Consider the following 18,315-nt stretch of genomic DNA (forward strand, 5'->3'; position numbering starts at 1 on the left):
TTTCCTCCTGGTGAAATCTCGACGTGCGGTGCGGAAATGCCTGGGGCAGTGAAAGTTTCAGTGAGTGGGGGCGCTCGTGGTCGCGCGGACGACGAGGGAAGGCTGTAGGCGGCGCCGGACCGGGGCGGTGCGGTCGGCGCGCAGGCGTTCTGCGAGGGCTTCGATTGCGAGACGGCCCATTTGGAAGCGGGGCTGATCGATCGTGGTGAGGGAGACGTGGCGGAGTGCGGCCAGGGAGGTGTTGTCGTAGCCGACTATGGAGACGTCGTCGGGGACACGCAGCCCAGCTTCTTCCAGTGCGGACATGGCGCCGACGGCGTTGAAGTCGTTGCCGCAGACCAGGGCGGTGGGGAAGTTGTCGCGGGTGAAGAGGTTGAGCAGTTTCTGGACGGCGGCCAGGCCCGCGGAGTCGGTGTGCTCGCTCGGGATGACCATCGGTTCGAGGCCGTGCCGTTCCATCGCGGCGCGATAGCCCCTGCGGCGGGGAGCCGCGGTGAACGCGGTGCCGCCGTCCAAATGCACGATGCGTCGATGGCCTAGGGAGGCAAGGTGATCGACGGCGAGCGCGGCACCTGTTTCGCCGTCGTCGTTGATGGTGTCGACGTCCGTGATGGCGGTGCTGCGTGACACCAGGACCAGCGGAGCCTGTTGTGCCGCATCGCGAATGGCGGCGGCGGGCAGGATGGGGGAGAGCAGGATGATGCCGCCGGGGCGGAAGGCGAGCAGGCTTTCCAGCGCGGTGCGTTCGCGGGCGGCGCTGCGGCGGCCGGTGTTGAGGATCAGCTCTAGGCCGGATTCCTGTGCGGCGGTGTCCATTCCCTCGACGACGTCGGCGAAGAAGGCGTTGCGCAGGTCGGAGACCATGACGCCGACGATGTTCGAGGTTCGGCTGGCCAGCGAGCGCGCCATGATGTGCGGCTGGTAGCCGAGGTCTTTCGCGGCCTCCAGCACGGCGCGGCGCCGATGGTCGCTGACCTTCGGTGAATTGCGCATGACGAGGGAGACGAGAGCGCGCGAGACGCCGGCGCGTTCGGCGACGTCTTCCATGGTGGGTCGCGCCATGTCGCCTCCGTTCCGCGTTCGATGAGCCGTGCCGTGTCGGACGTTACAAGGTCGGCGCGCGCTAATCAATAGAGCGCTCTAATCTGACAATCTTCATTGGTGAGTTGCCGGCGTATCTGCTGGAAGCGCGGATATTACCTGGTAGTAGCGATATTCTGGACAACGCGGAACCTCTTGACACACTATGACCCACGTTACATAGTTGGAGCGCTCCAATCGCTTGGAGCGCTCCAACTCGACATCGAAGGTCGGAGAAGTCCTGATGACCGAACCGCTCTACCCGCTGCGCATCGCGGCCGCCCCCATCTCCTGGGGAGTGTGCGAAGTTCCCGGCTGGGGTCATGTGCTCGACGCGCGCACCGTGCTCTCGGAGATGGCCGCACTCGGCTTGTCCGCGACCGAACTGGGCCCGCCCGGCTATCTTCCGCGTGACCCGGACGAGTTACGGTCGCTGCTCGAAACATTCGGCATCGCCGCGGTGGGCGGGTTCCTGGCGCAGGTGCTGCACGCGGAGCCGGAGCAGGCGATCGCGGCGGCGAAGGAGACCGCCACGCTGTTCGCGGCGACCGGCGCCGACGTGCTGGTGCTCGCCGCCGCGACCGGTCTCGGTGGCTACGACGCACGCCCGCAACTCAGCGAGTCCGAGTGGCGCACGCTCATCGACACCGCCGCCGCGATCCGCGACGTCGCCGCCGAGTGCGGGCTGCGCACGGTGCTGCATCCACACGTCGGCACGCATGTGGAGACCGAGCCCGAAGTCGAACGCTTCCTTGCCGATTCCGATCTCGACATCTGCCTCGACACCGGTCACCTGTTGATCGGCGGCACCGACCCGGTGCAGCTCGCACAGCGACACGCCGGTCGCATCGGGCACATTCACTTGAAGGACGTCCGCAGCGCGGTCGCCGACGAGGTACGCGGCGGCACAGTGGAATACAGCGAGGCCGTACGGCGCGGCCTGTATGCCCCGTTGGGAGAGGGCGACGTCGACATCGCCGCGCTGGTGAGCAGCATGCACGCCGCCGGATACCGGGGCTGGTATGTCATGGAGCAGGACACCGCCCTGCAGCCGACCGACTCGGCGGAGCTGCCGAGCCGGGATACCGAACGCAGCCTGCGGCACCTCGCGGGCCTCGTGGCCGCACGAATCTAGTGGGGAAGTGATGACAACGATGTCTCTACGACTCGGCCGAGGATGGCAGCGATCGCGCCGCGTGCTGCCATGGCTCGCCGCCGCCACGGTGCTGGCCGCCTGTAGCGGGCCGGGCGCCGACGTGCCCGCCCCGACCAACTCGCCGGTGGCCGCAGGAAAATTGAACTCCGTCGCGGTGGTCACGCACGGCAGCCCCGGCGACGCGTTCTGGAACGTCGTCAAGAACGGCGCGGAGGCGGCGGGCAAGGATCTCGGCGTCCGGGTGGAGTACAACTCGGCCGGTGATCCCGGTCAGCAAGCCAAGCTGATCGACAACGCGGTGGCGCAGGGCGTGGACGGGCTCGTCGTCTCGATGGCCAACCCGGACGCGTTGCGCCCCTCGATCGAAAAGGCCGTCACCGCAGGCATTCCGGTGGTGACCATCAACTCCGGCGAGAACGAGAGCGTCAAGTACGGCGCCATCGGCCATGTGGGACAAAGCGAGTCGCTGGCCGGCCAGGCGGCGGGCAAGCGGCTGGCCGATGCCAAGAAGACCAAGCTGCTCTGCGTGATCCACGAGGCGGGCAATATCGGCGCTACCCAGCGGTGCGACGGCGCGACCAAGGCCTTCGGCAACGGCACGACGCTGCAGGTCGACATCAACAACCCGACCGACGCGCAGTCCCGGATCAAGGGCGCGCTGGAGGCCGACAAGACCATCGACGCGGTGCTGACGCTGAATTCGCAGGTCGCGGCGCGTGCGGTGGACGGGGTGAAGGAATCGCAGTCCGGCGCGACGGTCGCGACGTTCGACCTCAATACCGATGTGGTCGAGGCCATCCGCGCGGGCAAGCTGCTGTTCGCCGTCGACCAGCAGCAGTACGAGCAGGGCTATCTGCCCGTGGTGCTGCTGCAGGCCTACCGGACGAATTTGAACACCGTCGGTGGTGGCGCACCGGTGCAGACGGGTCCGGCCTTCGTCGACAAGGACAACGTCGATGCCGTCGCCGCGCTCGTGGCACAGGGCACCCGCTGAGGTCAGGGAGTAGATGAAATGACTGTTGCCACAAAAGCATCCGAGGCCGCACCGGCCGCGCAACCGCAGGGGCCGACGCTGATGCAGCGGCTGATCGTCCGGCCGGAGATCGGTGCCGCGCTCGGCGCGCTGCTCGTGTTCGTGTTCTTCTCGATCATCACCGAGCGGTTCCTGAGCCCGCTGGGCATCGCCACCTGGCTGGACGACTCGTCCACCCTCGGCATCATGGCGGTCGCGGTGGCGCTGTTGATGATCGGCGGTGAATTCGATCTGTCGGCCGGCGTGATGACCGCGTCGACCGCGCTGGTCACCGCGCTGCTCGCGGTACATGCGGGCTGGAACGTCTGGTTCGCGTTGCTCGCCTCGCTGATATTGGCGTTGCTGGTCGGCGCGTTCAACGGGTGGCTCGTGATGCGCACCGGCTTGCCGAGTTTCATCGTCACGCTCGGTACTTTCCTTGCGCTGCAAGGCCTGAACCTCGGCGTGACCCGACTGGTCACCGGAACCGTTCAGGTGTCCGGGATTCGGAGCGCCGAGGGCTACAACTCGGCAGGCTGGGTCTTCGCCTCGACGTTGAACATCGGTGACGCCCGCATCCAAGCCTCGGTCATCTGGTGGATCGTACTGACCGCGATCGCCGCGATCGTGTTGGTGCGCACCAAGTTCGGCAACTGGATCTTCGCGGTCGGCGGCTCGCTGACCAACGCGCGGGCCGTCGGCGTCCCCGCGGACCGGACGAAGATCGTGCTCTTCATGACCACCGCGTTCGCCGGCTGGGTGGTCGGCTCCTGCGGCATCCTGCGTTTCGCCAGCGTGCAGGCGAACCAAGGGGTGGGTTTGGAGCTGCACTACATCATCGCCGCTGTCGTCGGCGGTTGCCTGCTCACCGGCGGGTTCGGCTCGGCGATCGGTGCCGCCATCGGCGCCCTCATCTTCGGCATGGCACGCCAGGGAATTGTGTTCGCGCGCTGGGACAGTGACTGGTTCATGCTGTTCCTCGGCGTGCTGCTGCTGGCGGCGGTGTTGGTCAACAACAGATTCCAGAAGCGAGCCGAAAGGGTACGCCGATGAGTGCACCAGCACAGTCGACGAGTGGGGCGACCCCGCTCATCGAGGCCGTTGATATCGGCAAGAGTTACGGCGGCGTCGTGGCGCTGGAGGACGTGTCGACCGTGGTCAACGCGGGGCAGGTCACCTGCATCCTCGGCGACAACGGCGCTGGCAAGTCCACGCTCATCAAGATCCTGGCGGGGGTGCACCAGCACGACCGCGGCGAGTTGCGCATCGACGGACAACCGGTCCGGATGTCTTCGCCGCGAATGGCTTTGGATCACGGCATCGCGACGGTCTACCAGGATCTCGCGGTGGTGCCACTGATGAGCGTCTGGCGCAACTTCGTGCTGGGTTCGGAGCCGACCACCGGCTTCCTGCGCCTGCTCGACCGTCGCAAGGGCCGCGAGATCGCCCGGCAAGGGTTGGCGGACATGGGCATCGAGATCCGCGATATGGAGCAGCCGGTCGGCACACTGTCCGGCGGGCAGCGCCAATGCGTGGCCATCGCGCGGGCGGTGCACTACGGCGCCAAGGTGCTGATCCTGGACGAACCCACTGCCGCACTCGGCGTGAAGCAGGCCGGGGTGGTGCTGAAATATGTTGTCCAAGCGCGTGATCGCGGCCTCGGCGTCATCCTGATCACGCACAATCCGCACCACGCCTTCCCGGTCGGTGACCGTTTCCTGCTGCTGAAACGCGGCACGATGCTCGGCTCGTACGAGAAGGACGAGATCGACCTGTCGGAGCTCACGAGGCAGATGGCGGGCGGCGCCGAACTGGATGCGCTGCAGCACGAACTGCAGCGGGTCGTGTCGTGAACAGCGCACCGCGGCGAAAGGTGTTGCCGTGACCGGTTTGGAAGCGTTGACCATCGGACGCGTCGGCGTGGACCTGTACCCGCAGCAGAGCGGCGTCGGCCTGGCCGAGGTCGAATCCTTCGCGAAGTTCCTGGGCGGCACCGCGACCAACGTCGCGGTCGCCGCCGCGCGACTGGGCCGCCGCAGCGCCGTACTGACCAAAGTCGGCCCGGACGGCTTCGGCGACTACGTGCGAACGGCCCTGGCGGACTTCGGTGTCTCGGCGGACTACGTGGGCACGGCGCCGGAACTCCTGACGCCCGTGGTCTTCTGCGAGCTGAAGCCCCCGGCCGACCCGCCGCTGCTGTTCTACCGCGCGCCCATCGCGCCGGACCTCACCCTCACCGAGGACGAGGTGCCGTGGGAGGTGGTGGATTCGGTTCCGCTGCTGTGGGTTACCGGCACCGGCGTGAGCGCGGAGCCAGGACGCAGCACCCAGCGCCGCATCCTCGAACGACGGAATCGCCGCGGGCACACCGTGCTCGACCTCGACTACCGGCCGATGTTCTGGCCGGATGTCGACACCGCCAGAGCCGAGATCGGCTGGATGGTCGACCACGTCAATGTGGTCGTCGGCAACCGCGCCGAGGTCCAAGTCGCCGTGGGGACAGCCGATCCCGACGAGGCCGCCGACCGCCTGCTCGCGCGAGGGGTCCGGCTCGCGGTGATCAAGCGCGGCGCCGAGGGCGTGCTCGTGGCCACCGAATACGAACGGTGGACGGTGCCGCCGTGCCGCGTCGAGGTGGTCTGCGGCCTCGGCGCGGGCGACGGTTTCGGCGGTGCGCTGATCCACGGCCTGCTCGCGGACTGGGATCCACACCGCATCGCCACCTACGCCAATGCCGCGGGCGCCCTGGTGGCGTCTCGGCTGGCCTGCGCGGACGCCATGCCGACGGATTCGGAGATCGAGGACCTGCTGTGCCGCTGAGGCGGCGCACGAGACAGAAATGGAGAACCTACGGTGCATTTGACCGACGAACGCTGGCGTGAGCTGCTGCGCGTCCGCGCGACGGACCCGGCGGCGGTCGAACGGGCTTATGCGAAACGAGTCCGCCGCCCGAACCTGCTGGCGGACAAAGACACTCTGTTCCTGGTCGCCGCGGACCACCCGGCCCGCGGCGCCCTCGGCGTCGGCTCGGACCTGACCGCCATGGCGGACCGGCGGACGTTGCTGGAGCGGCTGCTGATCGCGCTGGCCCACCCGGACGTCGACGGCGTGCTCGGCTCGCCGGACGTGGTCGAGGAGCTGCTGCTGTTGGATGCGTTGGACGACAAGGTCGTCATCGGATCCATGAACCGGGGCGGGCTTGCCGGCGCCGAGTGGGAGATCGACGACCGTTTCACCGGGTACGACGCCGACTCGCTCGCCCGGTTCCGCCTCGACGGCGGCAAAATGCTGCTGCGCCTTGTCGATTCGGACGCGGGCACGGTGCCGACCTTGCAGGCGTGCGCACAGGCGGTCTCCGAACTCGCGGCGAACGGGCTCATGGCCATGGTCGAGCCGTTGCCGTACCACCGCGACGAATCCGGCGCCCTGGTGATGGCCAAGGACGCGCCTGCCCTGTCCCGGGCGATCACCGTAGCCTCCGGCCTCGGCGTCACCTCCGCCTACACCTGGCTGAAGATCCCTGCCCCGCAGGATATTTCGGTCCTCGACGCGACGACGCTGCCGGTCGTCGTCCTGGGCGGAGCCCCCTCCGGCGACCCGATCGCCGACCTCGCGTTCTGGGACGGCGCCCTCGGCCACGACGTGGTGCGCGGCCTGGTCGTCGGCCGGACCCTGCTGTATCCGCCCGACGGCGACGTGGGCGCAGCCGTCGACGCAGCCGCCAAGATGCTGAAGGAGACGCGATGAATACGGATATGAATCGAGGCGGGGATTGCGATGAGGCTGCATAGACCGGCTGGAACCCTCAGCGAGGGCAACGATCCGATCCGGCTGACCCCGGACGACGCCGGATGGACCTACACGGGTCTGCGGGTGCTGCGCCTGGCCGCCGGGGAGACCCGAAAGCTGGAGACCGGCGAGTACGAAGCGTTCGTCTTGCCGCTGGCCGGCGCGTGCACCGTCCGTGTCGACGGCATGACGTTCGAATTGACCGGCCGGGAATCGGTTTTCACCAGGGTGACCGACTTCGCGTACATCCCCCGCGACGCCGAGGTCGAACTGACCGCCGACGCGGCGGTGGAGCTCGCCCTGCCCATGGCGCGCTGCGCCAACCGTCTCGACCCGAAATATGGCCCCGCGGAACAGGTCCCGATCGATATCCGCGGCGCGGGCCGGGCCACCCGTCAGGTCACCAACTTCGGGGTCCCCGGCATCTGGGACCACGCCGACAAACTCAACGCCTGCGAGCTGATCACCCCGGACGGCAACTGGTCGTCCTATCCGCCGCACAAGCACGACGAGGCGAGCGACTGCGAGGTAGTGAACGAGGAGATCTACTACTTCCGCATTGCCGGACGGGACGGCGCCACTCCGTCACGTGACGGATTCGGAATCCACCGGACCTACACCTCGGACGGCGAGCTGGACGAGAACGTCGTGGTCCGCGACGGCGATGTCTTCCTCGTCCCGCGCGGCTACCACGGCCCCTGCATCGCGGCTCCGGGCTACCCGATGTACTACCTGAACGTGCTCGCCGGCCCCGCCCCGGAGCGCTCGATGGCCTTCTGCGACGACCCGGTACACAGCTGGGTACGCGGCACCTGGGACACCGAAGTCCGCGATCCGCGCTGCCCGATCACCAACCACGAAGGACGGCTCGGATGAAACTGACTGCGGCACAGGCGCTGGTGGCCTGGCTGGTCGCCCAACGCTCCGAAACCCTCGACGGTCGCGAAGTGCCGTTGTTCCCGGCCGTTTTCGGCATCTTTGGGCACGGCAACGTGCTCGGCCTCGGCACCGCGCTGCACGAGCGCAGGGATGAAATCCCGGTCTGGCGTGGGCACACCGAGCAGGGCATGGCCCTGGCGGCCGTCGGTTATGCCAAGGCGACCCATCGGCGGCAGATCGGCGTGGCCACCTCGTCGATCGGGCCCGGTGCGCTGAACATGGTGACCGCCGCCGGTGTCGCGCACGCCAATCGCCTTCCGCTGCTGCTGCTTCCGGGTGACACCTTCACTACCCGCGCCCCCGACCCGGTGCTCCAGCAGGTCGAGCACTTCGGCGACGCCACCGCCACGGTCAACGACGCCTTCCGTGCGGTGAGCCGGTACTTCGATCGGATCACCCGCCCAGAGCAGTTGATTTCCACGCTGCCCCAGGCGGTTCGGGTGCTCACCGACCCGGCCGAGGCCGGTCCGGTAACCCTCGCACTACCCCAGGACGTCCAGGCCGAGACCTACGACTTCCCCGACGCCCTGTTCGAACCGACCGTGCATCGCATCCTGCGCCCGCGCGCCGACGAGCGCTCGCTGGCCGACGCCGCCGCGGCGCTGCGTCACTCCGCGCGGCCGCTGCTGGTGCTCGGCGGCGGTGTCCGCTACTCGGGTGCGGGCCGTACGGCGCTCGAATTCGCTGAGCGCCATGGGATTCCGCTCGTGGACACGACAGCGGGCCGGACCCTCGTGCCGCACGACCATCCGCGCTACGCCGGCCCGCTCGGCGTCACCGGCTCGACCTCGGCGAACAAGATGGCCGCCGAAGCCGACCTGGTCCTCGCCGTCGGCACCCGCCTGCAGGATTTCACCACGGCCTCGTGGACGCTCTTCGCACCCGACGTCCGCCTCGTCACGATCAACACCGCACGGTTCGACGCCGTCAAGCACGGCGCGCTCGCGGTAGTCGGCGACGCGGCCGCGACGGTCCGCGATCTGGCCGATCACCTGGGGGAATGGCGCGTCGAACCCGAATGGTCCGCCCGCGCCGCGGCTCAGCGCGGCACCTGGGACGCCCACATCGATAAGCTGCGTGCTCACACTCCGGGCACACCCAGTTACGCCCAAGTCGTGGGCATCGTCAACGAGCTCAGCGGACCGAACGACTACGTCATGACCGCCTCGGGCGGCATGCCCGGCGAGCTCGTCGGCGGTTGGCGCGCCACCGGCGGCGCGCCGAGCATGGACGTGGAATACGGCTTCTCCTGCATGGGTTACGAACTCGCCGGCGCCTGGGGTGCGGCCATGGCGCACACCGACGGCCTGGTCACCACCATGCTCGGCGACGGCTCCTACCTCATGCTGAACTCCGAACTGTTCTCCGCGGCCTTCGCCGGGCACCCGTTCGTCGCGGTCGTCTGCGACAACGACGGTTACGCGGTGATCGCCCGTCTTCAGGAGGGGCAAGGCGGCGCACCGTTCAACAATTTCTACGCCGACTGCCGCAGCGCCCACGACGAGCCGCCGCGGGTGGACTTCGCCGCGCACGCTCGGGCGCTGGGCTGTGCCGTCTTCACCGCCGCCGACCTGTCCGAGTTCCGCGACGCCTACGCCGGCGCGCGGGAGGCCGCGGTCCGCGAATCCCGCCCGGCCGTCCTGGTGATCCGCACCCAGCCGTCGTCCTGGACCGAAGCCGGCGCCTGGTGGGAGGTCGGTGTCCCCGAACATCTGTCCGGTCGCGCCGCCTATGCCGCGGCGAAACCGCGTCAGGTGCGCTATCTGCAACCGTGAACCGGGGACGAACGTGGGGGCTGCGCGACGGGGCGGAAAGTCGTAGGATGACTTAGCGGCGCAGTGCTGCGCTGGTAGTGATGGCCCTTGCGGCACAAGGTAACTGGACGTGGGCCGGCATCGGCGACCACTTGCGTCGAGAAGGGGAAAAGCCTGTGCGGACCGAGGCGATCAGAGCGGGTCGGTGACCCTCAACCGGGTCGACCACACAGCGTTGGCGCTGTGGGCGGCCGCATGCGCCGAGCATGTGCTGCCGCTGTTCGAGCGCGACCGGCTGCAGGACCGGCGACCGGCCGCGGCGATCGAGGCCGCCCGAGCGTGGGTGCGCGGTGACCTGACGATGCCGGAAGCGCGCCGAGCTGCCTTCGCCGCCCATGACGCGGCCCGTGAGACCACCGGACCCGCTGCTTTCGCCGCGCGAGCGGCCGGGCACGCCGCGGCGACCGCCCATGTCGCGGGCCACGCGGTGCATGCGGCGAACTATGCGATGCAGGCGGTGCAGGCCGATTCGTCGGAGGGGGACGACGAACGCGCCTGGCAGCAAGCTCAGGTTCCCGAACGTCTGTTTCGGGTGGTTTTCCCGGATCGGGGCCTGTCAGAGCATGGGAGGTGAAGGCAACAACCCCACGTCAGCGTTGTATTGCTCACAGTTGACGGGGGAAGATGTGGAGAAATTCGTCGGATCATGGCATCGTTGATCTACGAGACCAGGGCATTCCATTTGCCAGAATCTGGCTCGTCTACAGAAAGTATGAAATGGCTCAGGGCATTGTGAAGTGGTTCAACAGCGAGAAGGGCTTCGGCTTCATCGCGCAAGACGGCGGAGGCCCCGACGTCTTCGTGCATTACTCGGCCGTTAGCGGCGCGGGTTTCCGGTCCCTCGATGAGGGGCAGCGCGTGGAGTTCGAAATCGGCCAGGGCCAGAAGGGCCCGCAGGCGCAGGACGTTCGCGTTCTCTGATTCGCTCCCAAGCTTTCGAAAGGCCCCACACCGGCATGGTGCGGGGCCTTTCCCCATTTCGGGGGACTTCTCAGGCCTTGCTGAACTGCACATGGGTGACCGCGGGGGAGCGGACCGCCGAGCTGACCCGGTAGCCGAGCAGCGTGCCGAGGTCGTCGTAGAGTCGCTCGCCGCCGCCGAGCAGGATCGGCACGACAGCCAGGTGCAGCTCGTCGACCAGACCGGCCTGCAGGAACTGACGCACGGCCGATGACCCGCCGCCCAGCCGAACATCCTTGCCGTCGGCTGCCTCGACTGCCTGCTTCAGTACTTCTTCCGGGGTGTCGTTCACGAAGTGGAACGTGGTCCCGCCTGTCATCGGCAGCGAAGGCCGCGGGTGATGAGTCATCACGAAGGTGTCGTGGTGGTAGGGCGGGTTGTCGCCCCACCAGCCCTTCCACTCCTCGTCCGGCCACGCGCCGCGGATCGGGCCGAACATGTTGCGGCCCATGATGGTTGCGCCGATGCCGACATCGCCGGTGGCGACGAATTCGTCGTCGACACCTGCCTCGCCACCCTCGGTGCCCGACAGCTGGTGCCAGGTCCTGGTGGTGAACATCCACTCGTGCAGGGACTCGCCGCCTTCGCCGAGGGGATTGTCCGGGCTCTGATTCGGCCCTGCGACGTAGCCGTCCAGTGAGATCGCCAGGTTGTGCACGCGGAGCTTCGGCATGGTGATGTCTTTCTCTCTACTGATTGCAGTTTGCAATCGCTTGTGCACAGGCTAAGGGCAACTGGTTGTATATTGCAAGCAGTAGTTCGAATTGATTTCGCGAGAAGGAGCGGTGGATGCGCGATGAGGGACGCTCGGGCTGCCCGATCAACGCGACGATCGAAGTGATCGGCGATCGGTGGACCCTGCTGGTGCTGCGGGACGTGATGTTCGGCAACCGGCGCTATTTCCGGGAACTGCTGGCCGGCTCGGAGGAAGGCATCGCCTCGAACATCCTGGCCGACAGGCTAAAGAAGCTGGTCGCGGCGGGCATGCTCAGTCGCGCGGACAGCAGGCCTGGTCAGAAGGTGGAGTACCGGCTGACCGAGCCTGCTATCCAGCTGGTGCCGATCATGGCGCAACTCGGGGCCTGGGGGTTGCGGCACCGGCCGACCACCAAGCGACTGCGGGTGCGGGCGGAGTTATTGGCGGAGGGCGGGCCGGAGCTGTGGGCGGAGTTCATGGCTGAACTTCGGGAGTCCCACTTGGGGATCCCCCGCCCGGACCAGGACCGGCCGACCGCCACGCACCGGCTCGCCCAGGCATACGCGGCGGCCGTCGCCGACTCGTGAGCGGTTACTGCTGCGCCTCGGCGCGGAAGAACTCCGCGGTGAGGCTACGGGCGCGGTCGAGGTCCGGGTCCGCAGTCTTCGGGAAAGCATCTGCCGCCAGGGCGAATTCGGCCTCGATGAACGCGGCGATCGGCACTGGCACTGTCCCGCTGCCCATTTCGCGGGTGCGCGACTTGAGCTCGGTCAACTCCGCCACTGCCGCAACGAGTTCGGCGGGCAGCTCGCACTCGTCCATCAGGGTCGGCAGGTGCATCGGCGCCACCGCCGCGCCCGGATGTTCGCGCAGCCAGCGCAATGCCATGGCCGGGCGCAGCGAGTAGAAGACCTTCTTCAGTGATCGGTTGCGGTCGAACAACTCCCACTGCTTGGCACCCAGGTGCAGGTAGTGCCGGGCCACCCGGTCGCGGTCGGCGACCTCATCGGCCAAGGCGCGCAGGTCATCTCGGAACCGGGTATCGCCGCGGTACACGATCGGCGACATCAGCCACTCGATGAGCACGGCATTGCCCGCGACCAGCAGGCGCAGTGCCTTGGCCAGGTCCCAGCCGTTCACGTCGAGCAGACCGGTCAGCGGCGTCTCGATGACGTCGCGGGTGCGCCAGGGCGAGAGGTAGGTATCCAGGCTCGCGACGTAGACGAACCGGCAGTCGTAGTCGGAATCCGGCGACGGGAAACCCCAGGCGCGGCTGCCGCTTTCGATGGCGAGCCGGACCGAGACGCGCTGCTCGCGCTCGACTCGGTCCAGCTCGAAGTCGATGGACCCGACCACCGTCGGGTCCATCGAAGCGGGGATCGCGCGTAGGGCCATGCCGCCGATGCTAGGCGGCCGATGATCACGACCGCATCTGGTTTTCGGCTATCCGTGCAGCTCGCGGGCGGCTGACGGCGGCGATGGTCAGCGCGATGAGGACCAGCGCGCCGCCGAGCCACATCGCGGAGGTGACGCCGAACGCGTCCGCTGTGCGCCCACCCACGAACGCACCGAGGGCGATGGCGGCGTTGAAGACACCCGCGTTGAGCGATGAGGCCGCCTCGCGTGCGTTAGGTGCCGCGGCGAACGCCCAATTCTGCGAGGTGACCGACACCCCACCGTAGGACAGGCCCCACACCACCATCAGCACGACCGCGAGCCACAGCGAACCGCCGAGCGCCGGTATCAACAGCACGGTGACCGCCAGCGGTATCCCGATCGTGATCAGCGTCCGGCGTGGGCTGCGCACGCCCGCGGCGCCCGAGCCGAAATTGCCGAGGACACCGGCGATTCCGTACACCAGGAGCAGGGTGCCGATGGCGCTCGCGCCGATGCCGGTCACCTTCTCCAGCAGCGGGCGGATGTAGGTGTAAGCGGCGAAGTGGCCGGTCACCAGGAACGCGACGACCAGCAATGCCGTGCGTAACTGCGGTTCTCGCGTCAATCGCAGGGTGTCCCGAAGCGGAACTGCCTGCGTGGCAGCCAATCTCGGCAACAACACGGCGATCGCGAGCAGCAAGGCCACCGCGAGCCCGGCGGTGACGAGGAACGCCGCGCGCCATCCGGCGAGTGCGCCGATATAGGTCCCGGCGGGGACGCCGATCACCGAGGCCACCGCCACGCCGCTGTACACGAGCGCGGTAGCGGTACCGACCGACTTCGGCGGAACCAGGCGCGCCGCCATGCTCGCCGCGATCGCCCACACCCCGCCGATCCCCACCCCGACCAGCACCCTGGCCCCCATCATGACCGCGAAGTTCGGCGCCCACGCCGCGCCGACATTGCCCACCGTCAGCACCGTGAGTAGTGCGCAGAGCACGAGCCTGCGGTCGGTGCGGCCGAGCGCGGCGGTGATCAGCGGTGCGGACAGCGCGGCGACCAGGCCGGTGGCCGTCAGCGAAAGCCCCGCCGCACCCTCGCTGACCCGCAATGTCGCGCTGATCGGAGTGAGCAACCCGACCGGGAGCATCTCCGAGGTGACGACCGTGAACGTGGCCCCGGTCACGGCAGCGACGCCGAGCCAGCCGCGCAGTGCCGAATCGCGCCCTGCCGGTGCCGGACTCGCGATTTCTTCAACCTGTGTCATGACTCCAGCCAACTGATCATGCCGGGCGGAAACAACGGCGAAGGTCTCATCGTTCTATGAGCTGGACTAATCGACGGTGGAGAGGGAAGCCGATGAGCGAGGCGCGGTCATGAGTGAGCGCAGCGAACGAATCGTGTGCCAGTGCGCGCCGCGGATGACGGAGCCGAGCGCTAGCGAGGCGCGGTCATGAGTGAGCGCAGCGAACGAATCGTGTGCCAGTGCGCGCCGCGCATGACGGAGCCGAGCGCTAGCGAGGCGCAGTCATGAGCGGCTTGGAGGTGCGCGAGCTGGAGGCTTTCCTGGTGCTGGCGGAGGAATTGCACTTCGGGCGAGCGGGCGAACGGCTGTACGTCTCGCAGGGCCGGGTCAGTCAACTGCTGCGCGCGCTGGAGCACCGGGTGGGCGCGCGGTTGATCGAGCGCACCAGTCGCAAGGTCACGCTCACCCCGCTCGGCGCGGATTTCCTCGCCGACCTGCAGCCCGCGTATGCCGCGCTGCGTGCGACGGTGGACGGTGTCCGAGCCACCGCTCGCGGCATGGAGGGTGTGCTGCGCATCGGATTTCAAGGCTCGACCAGCGAGAATCTGACGGACGCTCTCGCGCTGTTCGCGCGCAGATTCCCGCATTGCGGCACCGAGGTGATCGAGATTCCGCTGGCCGACCCGTTCGGTCCGGTGCAGCGCGGCGAGGTGGATATCGCGGTGGTGCTGCTGCCGATGGGGGAGAGCGATCTCGTTCTCGGACAGGTGTTTTCGGAGCAGCCGCAGATGCTGGCGGTGCACAACGAACATCCGCTGGCGGCGCGGGCCAGCTTGTCGCCGGAAGATCTCGCCGAGTTCGCGTTGATCGGTGTGCGCGGGCCCGCACCGCAGTACTGGCGGCGCGCGCAGTCGCTGGATGTCACGCCGGGCGGTCGGCCGGTGCCGGCCGGTCCGGGCGTCGGCACCCTGCGGGAGGGGATCGAGTTGGTGGCGGCCGGTCAGGGCGCGATGCTGCTGTGCCATCCGACCGCCGTGTACCACGACCGGCCGGAGGTGCGCTTCGTGCCGGTGGCCGGGTTGGCGCACTCCCGGCTCGGCCTGGTCTGGCATCGCAACCGGGAAACCACCCGGGTGCGGGCATTTTCCCGGGCTGTCGCAGCGGCAGGCTGAGCGGCATTGCGGTGGCGGCGAACGGTATTGCGCGCCAGGTTTATCCAGGACTGATTCGGCAGCTGGATGCTGTTGTTCGGCGAGGCGCATACGACTGCTTGTAGTGAGAGCAATCGAGGAATTCGAGCACTTGTTACGCCGTATTCTGCAGCCGTCTTACTTGTCTGGAATGTCTGAATTCTGAGGCCCCTCTTATTCGGGTCCCATCGATTTCTCAGAAGATTGTCATGTTTACCGCCGTGGCCCTTCCCGTGCCTCGGTATCGACGCATACGACGTGGTCAAGCCCCTGGTTCTCCGGGCATCAACCCCAAATGGTCACCTGACCAGGTGTTCTTCGTGATGTGACTGTAACCTGCATCACTAAACAGCGAAAATTGGTAACCGACTTTGTCGAGACGTCGATGTCCCTTGTGTCAGCCAGTACAACTGGATGGTCTTTCAACGAAGAGGTATTTAAATGATCCCCGTTATCATCGACACCGGTAGCGCTGCCCTCGGCGGTTTCCTGGACACCTTCGGTGCCGCTCTCCACGGAATCGTCAACACCCTGTGGACGGGATCCTTCGGCGGCCGCTGAATCAACGTGATGGTCGAGTGATCGACCGGGTCTCGCGCTCATGAGCGCGATTCCGGAGAGGGCCCCGCACCCGAGTGGTGCGGGGCCCTCCTCGTTTGTCAGTGGGCCTGCGCGGTGACGTCCAACCGGGCGATCTCGGCTGCGACCCGGGCCGGATGGGTCAACTGTGGGTAGTGGCCGGTGCCCTCGATGACGATCGGTTCGCGCGGCACCGCTACCGAGAGGGGGTCGTCGGCGCCGACGACGATCCGCACCGGCACGGTGATCCCCGCGAGCAGTTCCGTCAACTCGTGTCGCCGAGCGGGTGCGCCGGCCCGCCGGAGCGCGGCGACCGTACGAGCTGCCACCCCTGGCCGCCGCAAGTTGACGGCCGCATCTGTCGCCGCGCCGACGGGGATACCCAGCCGAGCTGCCAAGGCGGCGGCCGACATTCGCCGCAACGCCACCGCGGTCAGCGGAGAACGCAGCAGCCAGCCGGTCGGCGGCTGTAGAAACGCGGGCGACACCAGGACAACGCCGGCGATGCGCTCCGGATGCGCCGCCGCGTACCGAAGCACCGGACCGCAGCCGAGCGAATGGCCGACCAGCACCGGACGACCGCGCACGGAACTCATCAATCGCGGTAGCACCTCATCGATGTCGCCCGGTGCCGACCGCCCGAGACCGGGCAGGTCGGCGACCAGGCTCGGTGCTTCGAGCGCCGTTCGCACCGCCGACCAGGAATCGCTGTCGACCGGCAGTCCGTGCAACAGCACATACTCGGGATTCTCCAGATCCCCGGAAACCCAAGTGCCGTCGACGAATCCGGCGGTCGGATCGGCCTCGGCGGCACCGAACCGGCTCGACACCAGATGATCGGCCCAAGCGCGCAGCACGGTCTCGGTGTGCGGCATGGTGATTCCGGCCCGCCGTGCGACCTCTTCCGCGGCCGTGGTGTCGTAGCGGTCGTCGGCGATGAACGGCAGTGACTCGGGATCGGCGCCGGTGAGCGCCCGCGGCAGCTTCTGGATGACACTGACCGGAATCGAGAAGCGCGGCGCGCGCACACCCAGATGTCGCGCGAGCAGCCGAATCAGGTCCGGCAGCACCGGGGTTCGGGGATCGAGCACCGTGAAGGATCGGCCCACCGTGTCGTCCTGACTCGGCAGGGCGGTCAGGAAGGTCGCGAAGTAGTCCAGATCGACTATCGGAAGGAAGGTTTCGCGACCGCCGGGGATCGCCGCGAGTCTGCCGTGCCACAGATCCGCGACAATGCTTGCGAGCCCGACGTATTGGCCGGGGCCGAGCACGCTGCTCGGGTTGGCGATGGTGAGCGGAATGCCGCGCTCGGCCGCCCGCCGTCGCAGCATCGGGTCCGACTCGACCTTGGAGGCCTCGTAGGCCCCACGCTCGTAGCGATGTTCGCCGGAATCCTCGACGGTGATGCGATAGCCGGTGATGTGGACGACGCGCCGCAGGGCGGGCAGTTCCGCCGCCCAGTCGAGCACGTTGAGCGCACCGGTCACGTTCACCGCGTATGCGTCGTCCTTGTCGAGGCCGAAAGCGAAACGCGCCGCGCAGTTGTAGACGTCGTGGATGCCGGAGGTGTCGAGTTCGGCAGGCAGGCCTAGATCTTTCGCGGTGATGTCACAGGGGACGACGCGAAGCCGGGTCTGGTCGACAGCGCGTGACTCCAGCCATGCGGCGAGTCTTTTCTCGCTTCCCGGCCGCAGCGCGGCCGTGACGGTCCCACCTTGCGTCAGCAGCTGTTCGACTACGGTGCGGCCGATGAACCCGGCGGCGCCGACAACGATGCTGGCGGTCATAGATCTCTCCTTAATAGACCGGTCTACATATTCTGTAGACCTGCGAAAACCTTTGGTTTAACGCCGGATCAGAGCATCGTGCGAATCGTCCGCGCCACCCGCTCGAGCGGCTCGCGGCTGCGCTGCGCCCGAGCCAAGAGCAGAGCGCCCTCGATCATGGCGAGGATCGCCGCGGCCAGGTCCGCCGCATCCGAGCGGCCGTCGGCCTGCAATCGAATGCGCAGCGCCTGCTCCCATGCTCTGTACGCAGCGGCGCATTCGGCTTGGATCGTGTCGTTCGCCGCGGAGACGTCGAGGGTGACCGTGGCGACCGGGCAACCCTGGTGCCAGTCGGAGGCTTCCAGCCGATCGCCGAAAGCGGCGAGCAAGCTGGTCGCCGCGGCCGCGGTGTCACCGGGTGCGACCGCGTCGATCAGCGCGGTGATCTCGTTGCCCGACTGGGCGACGGCCGCCGCGACGAGCTGGTCCTTGCCGCCGGGGAAGTGGAAGTACAGCGAGCCGCGCGGTGCGCCGCTGGTCTCGATGATCTGGTTGAGGCCGGCGCCGAAGTATCCGTGCTTCTCCACCAATCCGCGCGTGGCGTCGATCAGCTTGCCGCGCGTCTCGGTTCCTTTGGCACCCATGCCGGTAACAGTAGACCGGTCTGCATAATTTGACCAATGGGTCATACTGACGACGGCCGCCTTACC

18 protein-coding genes are annotated in these 18,315 nt (G+C 67.7%); 12 read left to right on the forward strand and 6 right to left on the reverse strand.

Annotation, left to right across the window (positions count from 1 at the left end; genetic code table 11):
* Window positions 1-57 precede the first annotated feature (57 nt).
* Window positions 58-1,062 (reverse strand): LacI family DNA-binding transcriptional regulator, encoded by a 1,005-nt coding sequence (locus IBX18_RS17180; RefSeq protein WP_194834635.1) that lies wholly within the window; start codon window positions 1,060-1,062, stop codon window positions 58-60.
* A 262-nt stretch (window positions 1,063-1,324) separates the two neighbouring features.
* Here IBX18_RS17180 and IBX18_RS17185 point away from each other — a divergent pair, with 262 nt between their 5' ends.
* From IBX18_RS17185 to IBX18_RS17230, 10 genes are all read left to right on the forward strand, one after another.
* Window positions 1,325-2,215, forward strand: coding sequence for a TIM barrel protein (locus IBX18_RS17185; RefSeq protein WP_194834636.1), 891 nt, complete (start codon window positions 1,325-1,327; stop codon window positions 2,213-2,215).
* 10 nt (window positions 2,216-2,225) lie between these two features.
* On the forward strand, window positions 2,226-3,230 hold the full coding sequence (locus IBX18_RS17190) for a sugar ABC transporter substrate-binding protein (RefSeq protein ID WP_228541268.1): 1,005 nt from the start codon (window positions 2,226-2,228) through the stop codon (window positions 3,228-3,230).
* 18 nt (window positions 3,231-3,248) lie between these two features.
* Window positions 3,249-4,301: an ABC transporter permease gene (locus IBX18_RS17195; protein WP_228541269.1), complete on the forward strand. Its 1,053-nt coding sequence runs from the start codon at window positions 3,249-3,251 to the stop codon at window positions 4,299-4,301.
* A complete protein-coding gene (locus tag IBX18_RS17200; RefSeq protein WP_194834637.1) occupies window positions 4,298-5,101 on the forward strand; it encodes an ATP-binding cassette domain-containing protein in 804 nt (267 codons plus the stop codon). The genes IBX18_RS17195 and IBX18_RS17200 overlap by 4 nt, the downstream gene beginning before the upstream one ends.
* A gap of 28 nt (window positions 5,102-5,129) precedes the next feature.
* Window positions 5,130-6,068, forward strand: coding sequence for a 5-dehydro-2-deoxygluconokinase (gene iolC, locus IBX18_RS17205; protein ID WP_194834638.1), 939 nt, complete (start codon window positions 5,130-5,132; stop codon window positions 6,066-6,068).
* Between the two features lie 33 nt (window positions 6,069-6,101).
* Complete coding sequence (locus IBX18_RS17210) at window positions 6,102-6,995, forward strand: aldolase (RefSeq protein ID WP_194834639.1); 894 nt, start codon at window positions 6,102-6,104, stop codon at window positions 6,993-6,995.
* A 30-nt stretch (window positions 6,996-7,025) separates the two neighbouring features.
* Window positions 7,026-7,913, forward strand: a complete 888-nt coding sequence (gene iolB, locus IBX18_RS17215; protein WP_194834640.1) for a 5-deoxy-glucuronate isomerase — start codon at window positions 7,026-7,028, stop codon at window positions 7,911-7,913.
* Window positions 7,910-9,751: a 3D-(3,5/4)-trihydroxycyclohexane-1,2-dione acylhydrolase (decyclizing) gene (gene iolD, locus IBX18_RS17220; protein ID WP_194834641.1), complete on the forward strand. Its 1,842-nt coding sequence runs from the start codon at window positions 7,910-7,912 to the stop codon at window positions 9,749-9,751. Before iolB ends, iolD begins: the two co-directional genes overlap by 4 nt.
* A gap of 184 nt (window positions 9,752-9,935) precedes the next feature.
* Complete coding sequence (locus IBX18_RS17225; RefSeq protein ID WP_194834642.1) at window positions 9,936-10,364, forward strand: putative immunity protein; 429 nt, start codon at window positions 9,936-9,938, stop codon at window positions 10,362-10,364.
* A 143-nt stretch (window positions 10,365-10,507) separates the two neighbouring features.
* Window positions 10,508-10,711, forward strand: a complete 204-nt coding sequence (locus IBX18_RS17230) for a cold-shock protein (RefSeq protein WP_054814460.1) — start codon at window positions 10,508-10,510, stop codon at window positions 10,709-10,711.
* A gap of 70 nt (window positions 10,712-10,781) precedes the next feature.
* Here IBX18_RS17230 and IBX18_RS17235 read toward each other — a convergent pair whose 3' ends face one another.
* Entirely contained in the window at window positions 10,782-11,423 is a 642-nt protein-coding gene (locus IBX18_RS17235; RefSeq protein WP_194834643.1) for a dihydrofolate reductase family protein, read from the reverse strand.
* Between the two features lie 116 nt (window positions 11,424-11,539).
* On the opposite strand from IBX18_RS17235, the gene IBX18_RS17240 reads away from it, so the two are divergent.
* Complete coding sequence (locus IBX18_RS17240) at window positions 11,540-12,034, forward strand: helix-turn-helix domain-containing protein (RefSeq protein WP_194834644.1); 495 nt, start codon at window positions 11,540-11,542, stop codon at window positions 12,032-12,034.
* A gap of 4 nt (window positions 12,035-12,038) precedes the next feature.
* Here IBX18_RS17240 and IBX18_RS17245 read toward each other — a convergent pair whose 3' ends face one another.
* Window positions 12,039-12,842, reverse strand: coding sequence for a nucleotidyltransferase domain-containing protein (locus tag IBX18_RS17245; RefSeq protein WP_194834645.1), 804 nt, complete (start codon window positions 12,840-12,842; stop codon window positions 12,039-12,041).
* A 25-nt stretch (window positions 12,843-12,867) separates the two neighbouring features.
* Window positions 12,868-14,091, reverse strand: coding sequence for an MFS transporter (locus IBX18_RS17250; RefSeq protein ID WP_194834646.1), 1,224 nt, complete (start codon window positions 14,089-14,091; stop codon window positions 12,868-12,870).
* Window positions 14,092-14,354: 263 nt separating this feature from the next.
* On the opposite strand from IBX18_RS17250, the gene IBX18_RS17255 reads away from it, so the two are divergent.
* Window positions 14,355-15,242 (forward strand): LysR family transcriptional regulator, encoded by an 888-nt coding sequence (locus IBX18_RS17255; protein ID WP_194834647.1) that lies wholly within the window; start codon window positions 14,355-14,357, stop codon window positions 15,240-15,242.
* Window positions 15,243-15,919: 677 nt separating this feature from the next.
* On the opposite strand, the gene IBX18_RS17260 is transcribed toward IBX18_RS17255, so the two are convergent.
* Entirely contained in the window at window positions 15,920-17,626 is a 1,707-nt protein-coding gene (locus IBX18_RS17260; protein WP_194834648.1) for an alpha/beta fold hydrolase, read from the reverse strand.
* 68 nt (window positions 17,627-17,694) lie between these two features.
* Window positions 17,695-18,249: a TetR/AcrR family transcriptional regulator gene (locus IBX18_RS17265; protein WP_194834649.1), complete on the reverse strand. Its 555-nt coding sequence runs from the start codon at window positions 18,247-18,249 to the stop codon at window positions 17,695-17,697.
* Window positions 18,250-18,315: the final 66 nt, after the last annotated feature.

The organism is Nocardia sp. XZ_19_369 (assembly GCF_015355715.1).
Taxonomy (GTDB): Bacteria; Actinomycetota; Actinomycetes; order Mycobacteriales; family Mycobacteriaceae; genus Nocardia.

Coding starts and splice junctions, on each gene's coding strand:
- IBX18_RS17255 (WP_194834647.1), top strand. CDS start 14,355: ATGAGCGGCTTGGAGGTGCGCGAGCTGGAGGCTTTCCTGGTGCTGGCG.
- IBX18_RS17235 (WP_194834643.1), bottom strand. CDS start 11,423: ATGCCGAAGCTCCGCGTGCACAACCTGGCGATCTCACTGGACGGCTAC.
- IBX18_RS17185 (WP_194834636.1), top strand. CDS start 1,325: ATGACCGAACCGCTCTACCCGCTGCGCATCGCGGCCGCCCCCATCTCC.
- IBX18_RS17200 (WP_194834637.1), top strand. CDS start 4,298: ATGAGTGCACCAGCACAGTCGACGAGTGGGGCGACCCCGCTCATCGAG.
- iolB (WP_194834640.1), top strand. CDS start 7,026: ATGAGGCTGCATAGACCGGCTGGAACCCTCAGCGAGGGCAACGATCCG.
- IBX18_RS17245 (WP_194834645.1), bottom strand. CDS start 12,842: ATGGCCCTACGCGCGATCCCCGCTTCGATGGACCCGACGGTGGTCGGG.
- IBX18_RS17260 (WP_194834648.1), bottom strand. CDS start 17,626: ATGACCGCCAGCATCGTTGTCGGCGCCGCCGGGTTCATCGGCCGCACC.
- IBX18_RS17190 (WP_228541268.1), top strand. CDS start 2,226: ATGACAACGATGTCTCTACGACTCGGCCGAGGATGGCAGCGATCGCGC.
- IBX18_RS17250 (WP_194834646.1), bottom strand. CDS start 14,091: ATGACACAGGTTGAAGAAATCGCGAGTCCGGCACCGGCAGGGCGCGAT.
- IBX18_RS17265 (WP_194834649.1), bottom strand. CDS start 18,249: ATGGGTGCCAAAGGAACCGAGACGCGCGGCAAGCTGATCGACGCCACG.
- iolD (WP_194834641.1), top strand. CDS start 7,910: ATGAAACTGACTGCGGCACAGGCGCTGGTGGCCTGGCTGGTCGCCCAA.
- IBX18_RS17240 (WP_194834644.1), top strand. CDS start 11,540: ATGCGCGATGAGGGACGCTCGGGCTGCCCGATCAACGCGACGATCGAA.
- IBX18_RS17230 (WP_054814460.1), top strand. CDS start 10,508: ATGGCTCAGGGCATTGTGAAGTGGTTCAACAGCGAGAAGGGCTTCGGC.
- IBX18_RS17180 (WP_194834635.1), bottom strand. CDS start 1,062: ATGGCGCGACCCACCATGGAAGACGTCGCCGAACGCGCCGGCGTCTCG.
- IBX18_RS17195 (WP_228541269.1), top strand. CDS start 3,249: ATGACTGTTGCCACAAAAGCATCCGAGGCCGCACCGGCCGCGCAACCG.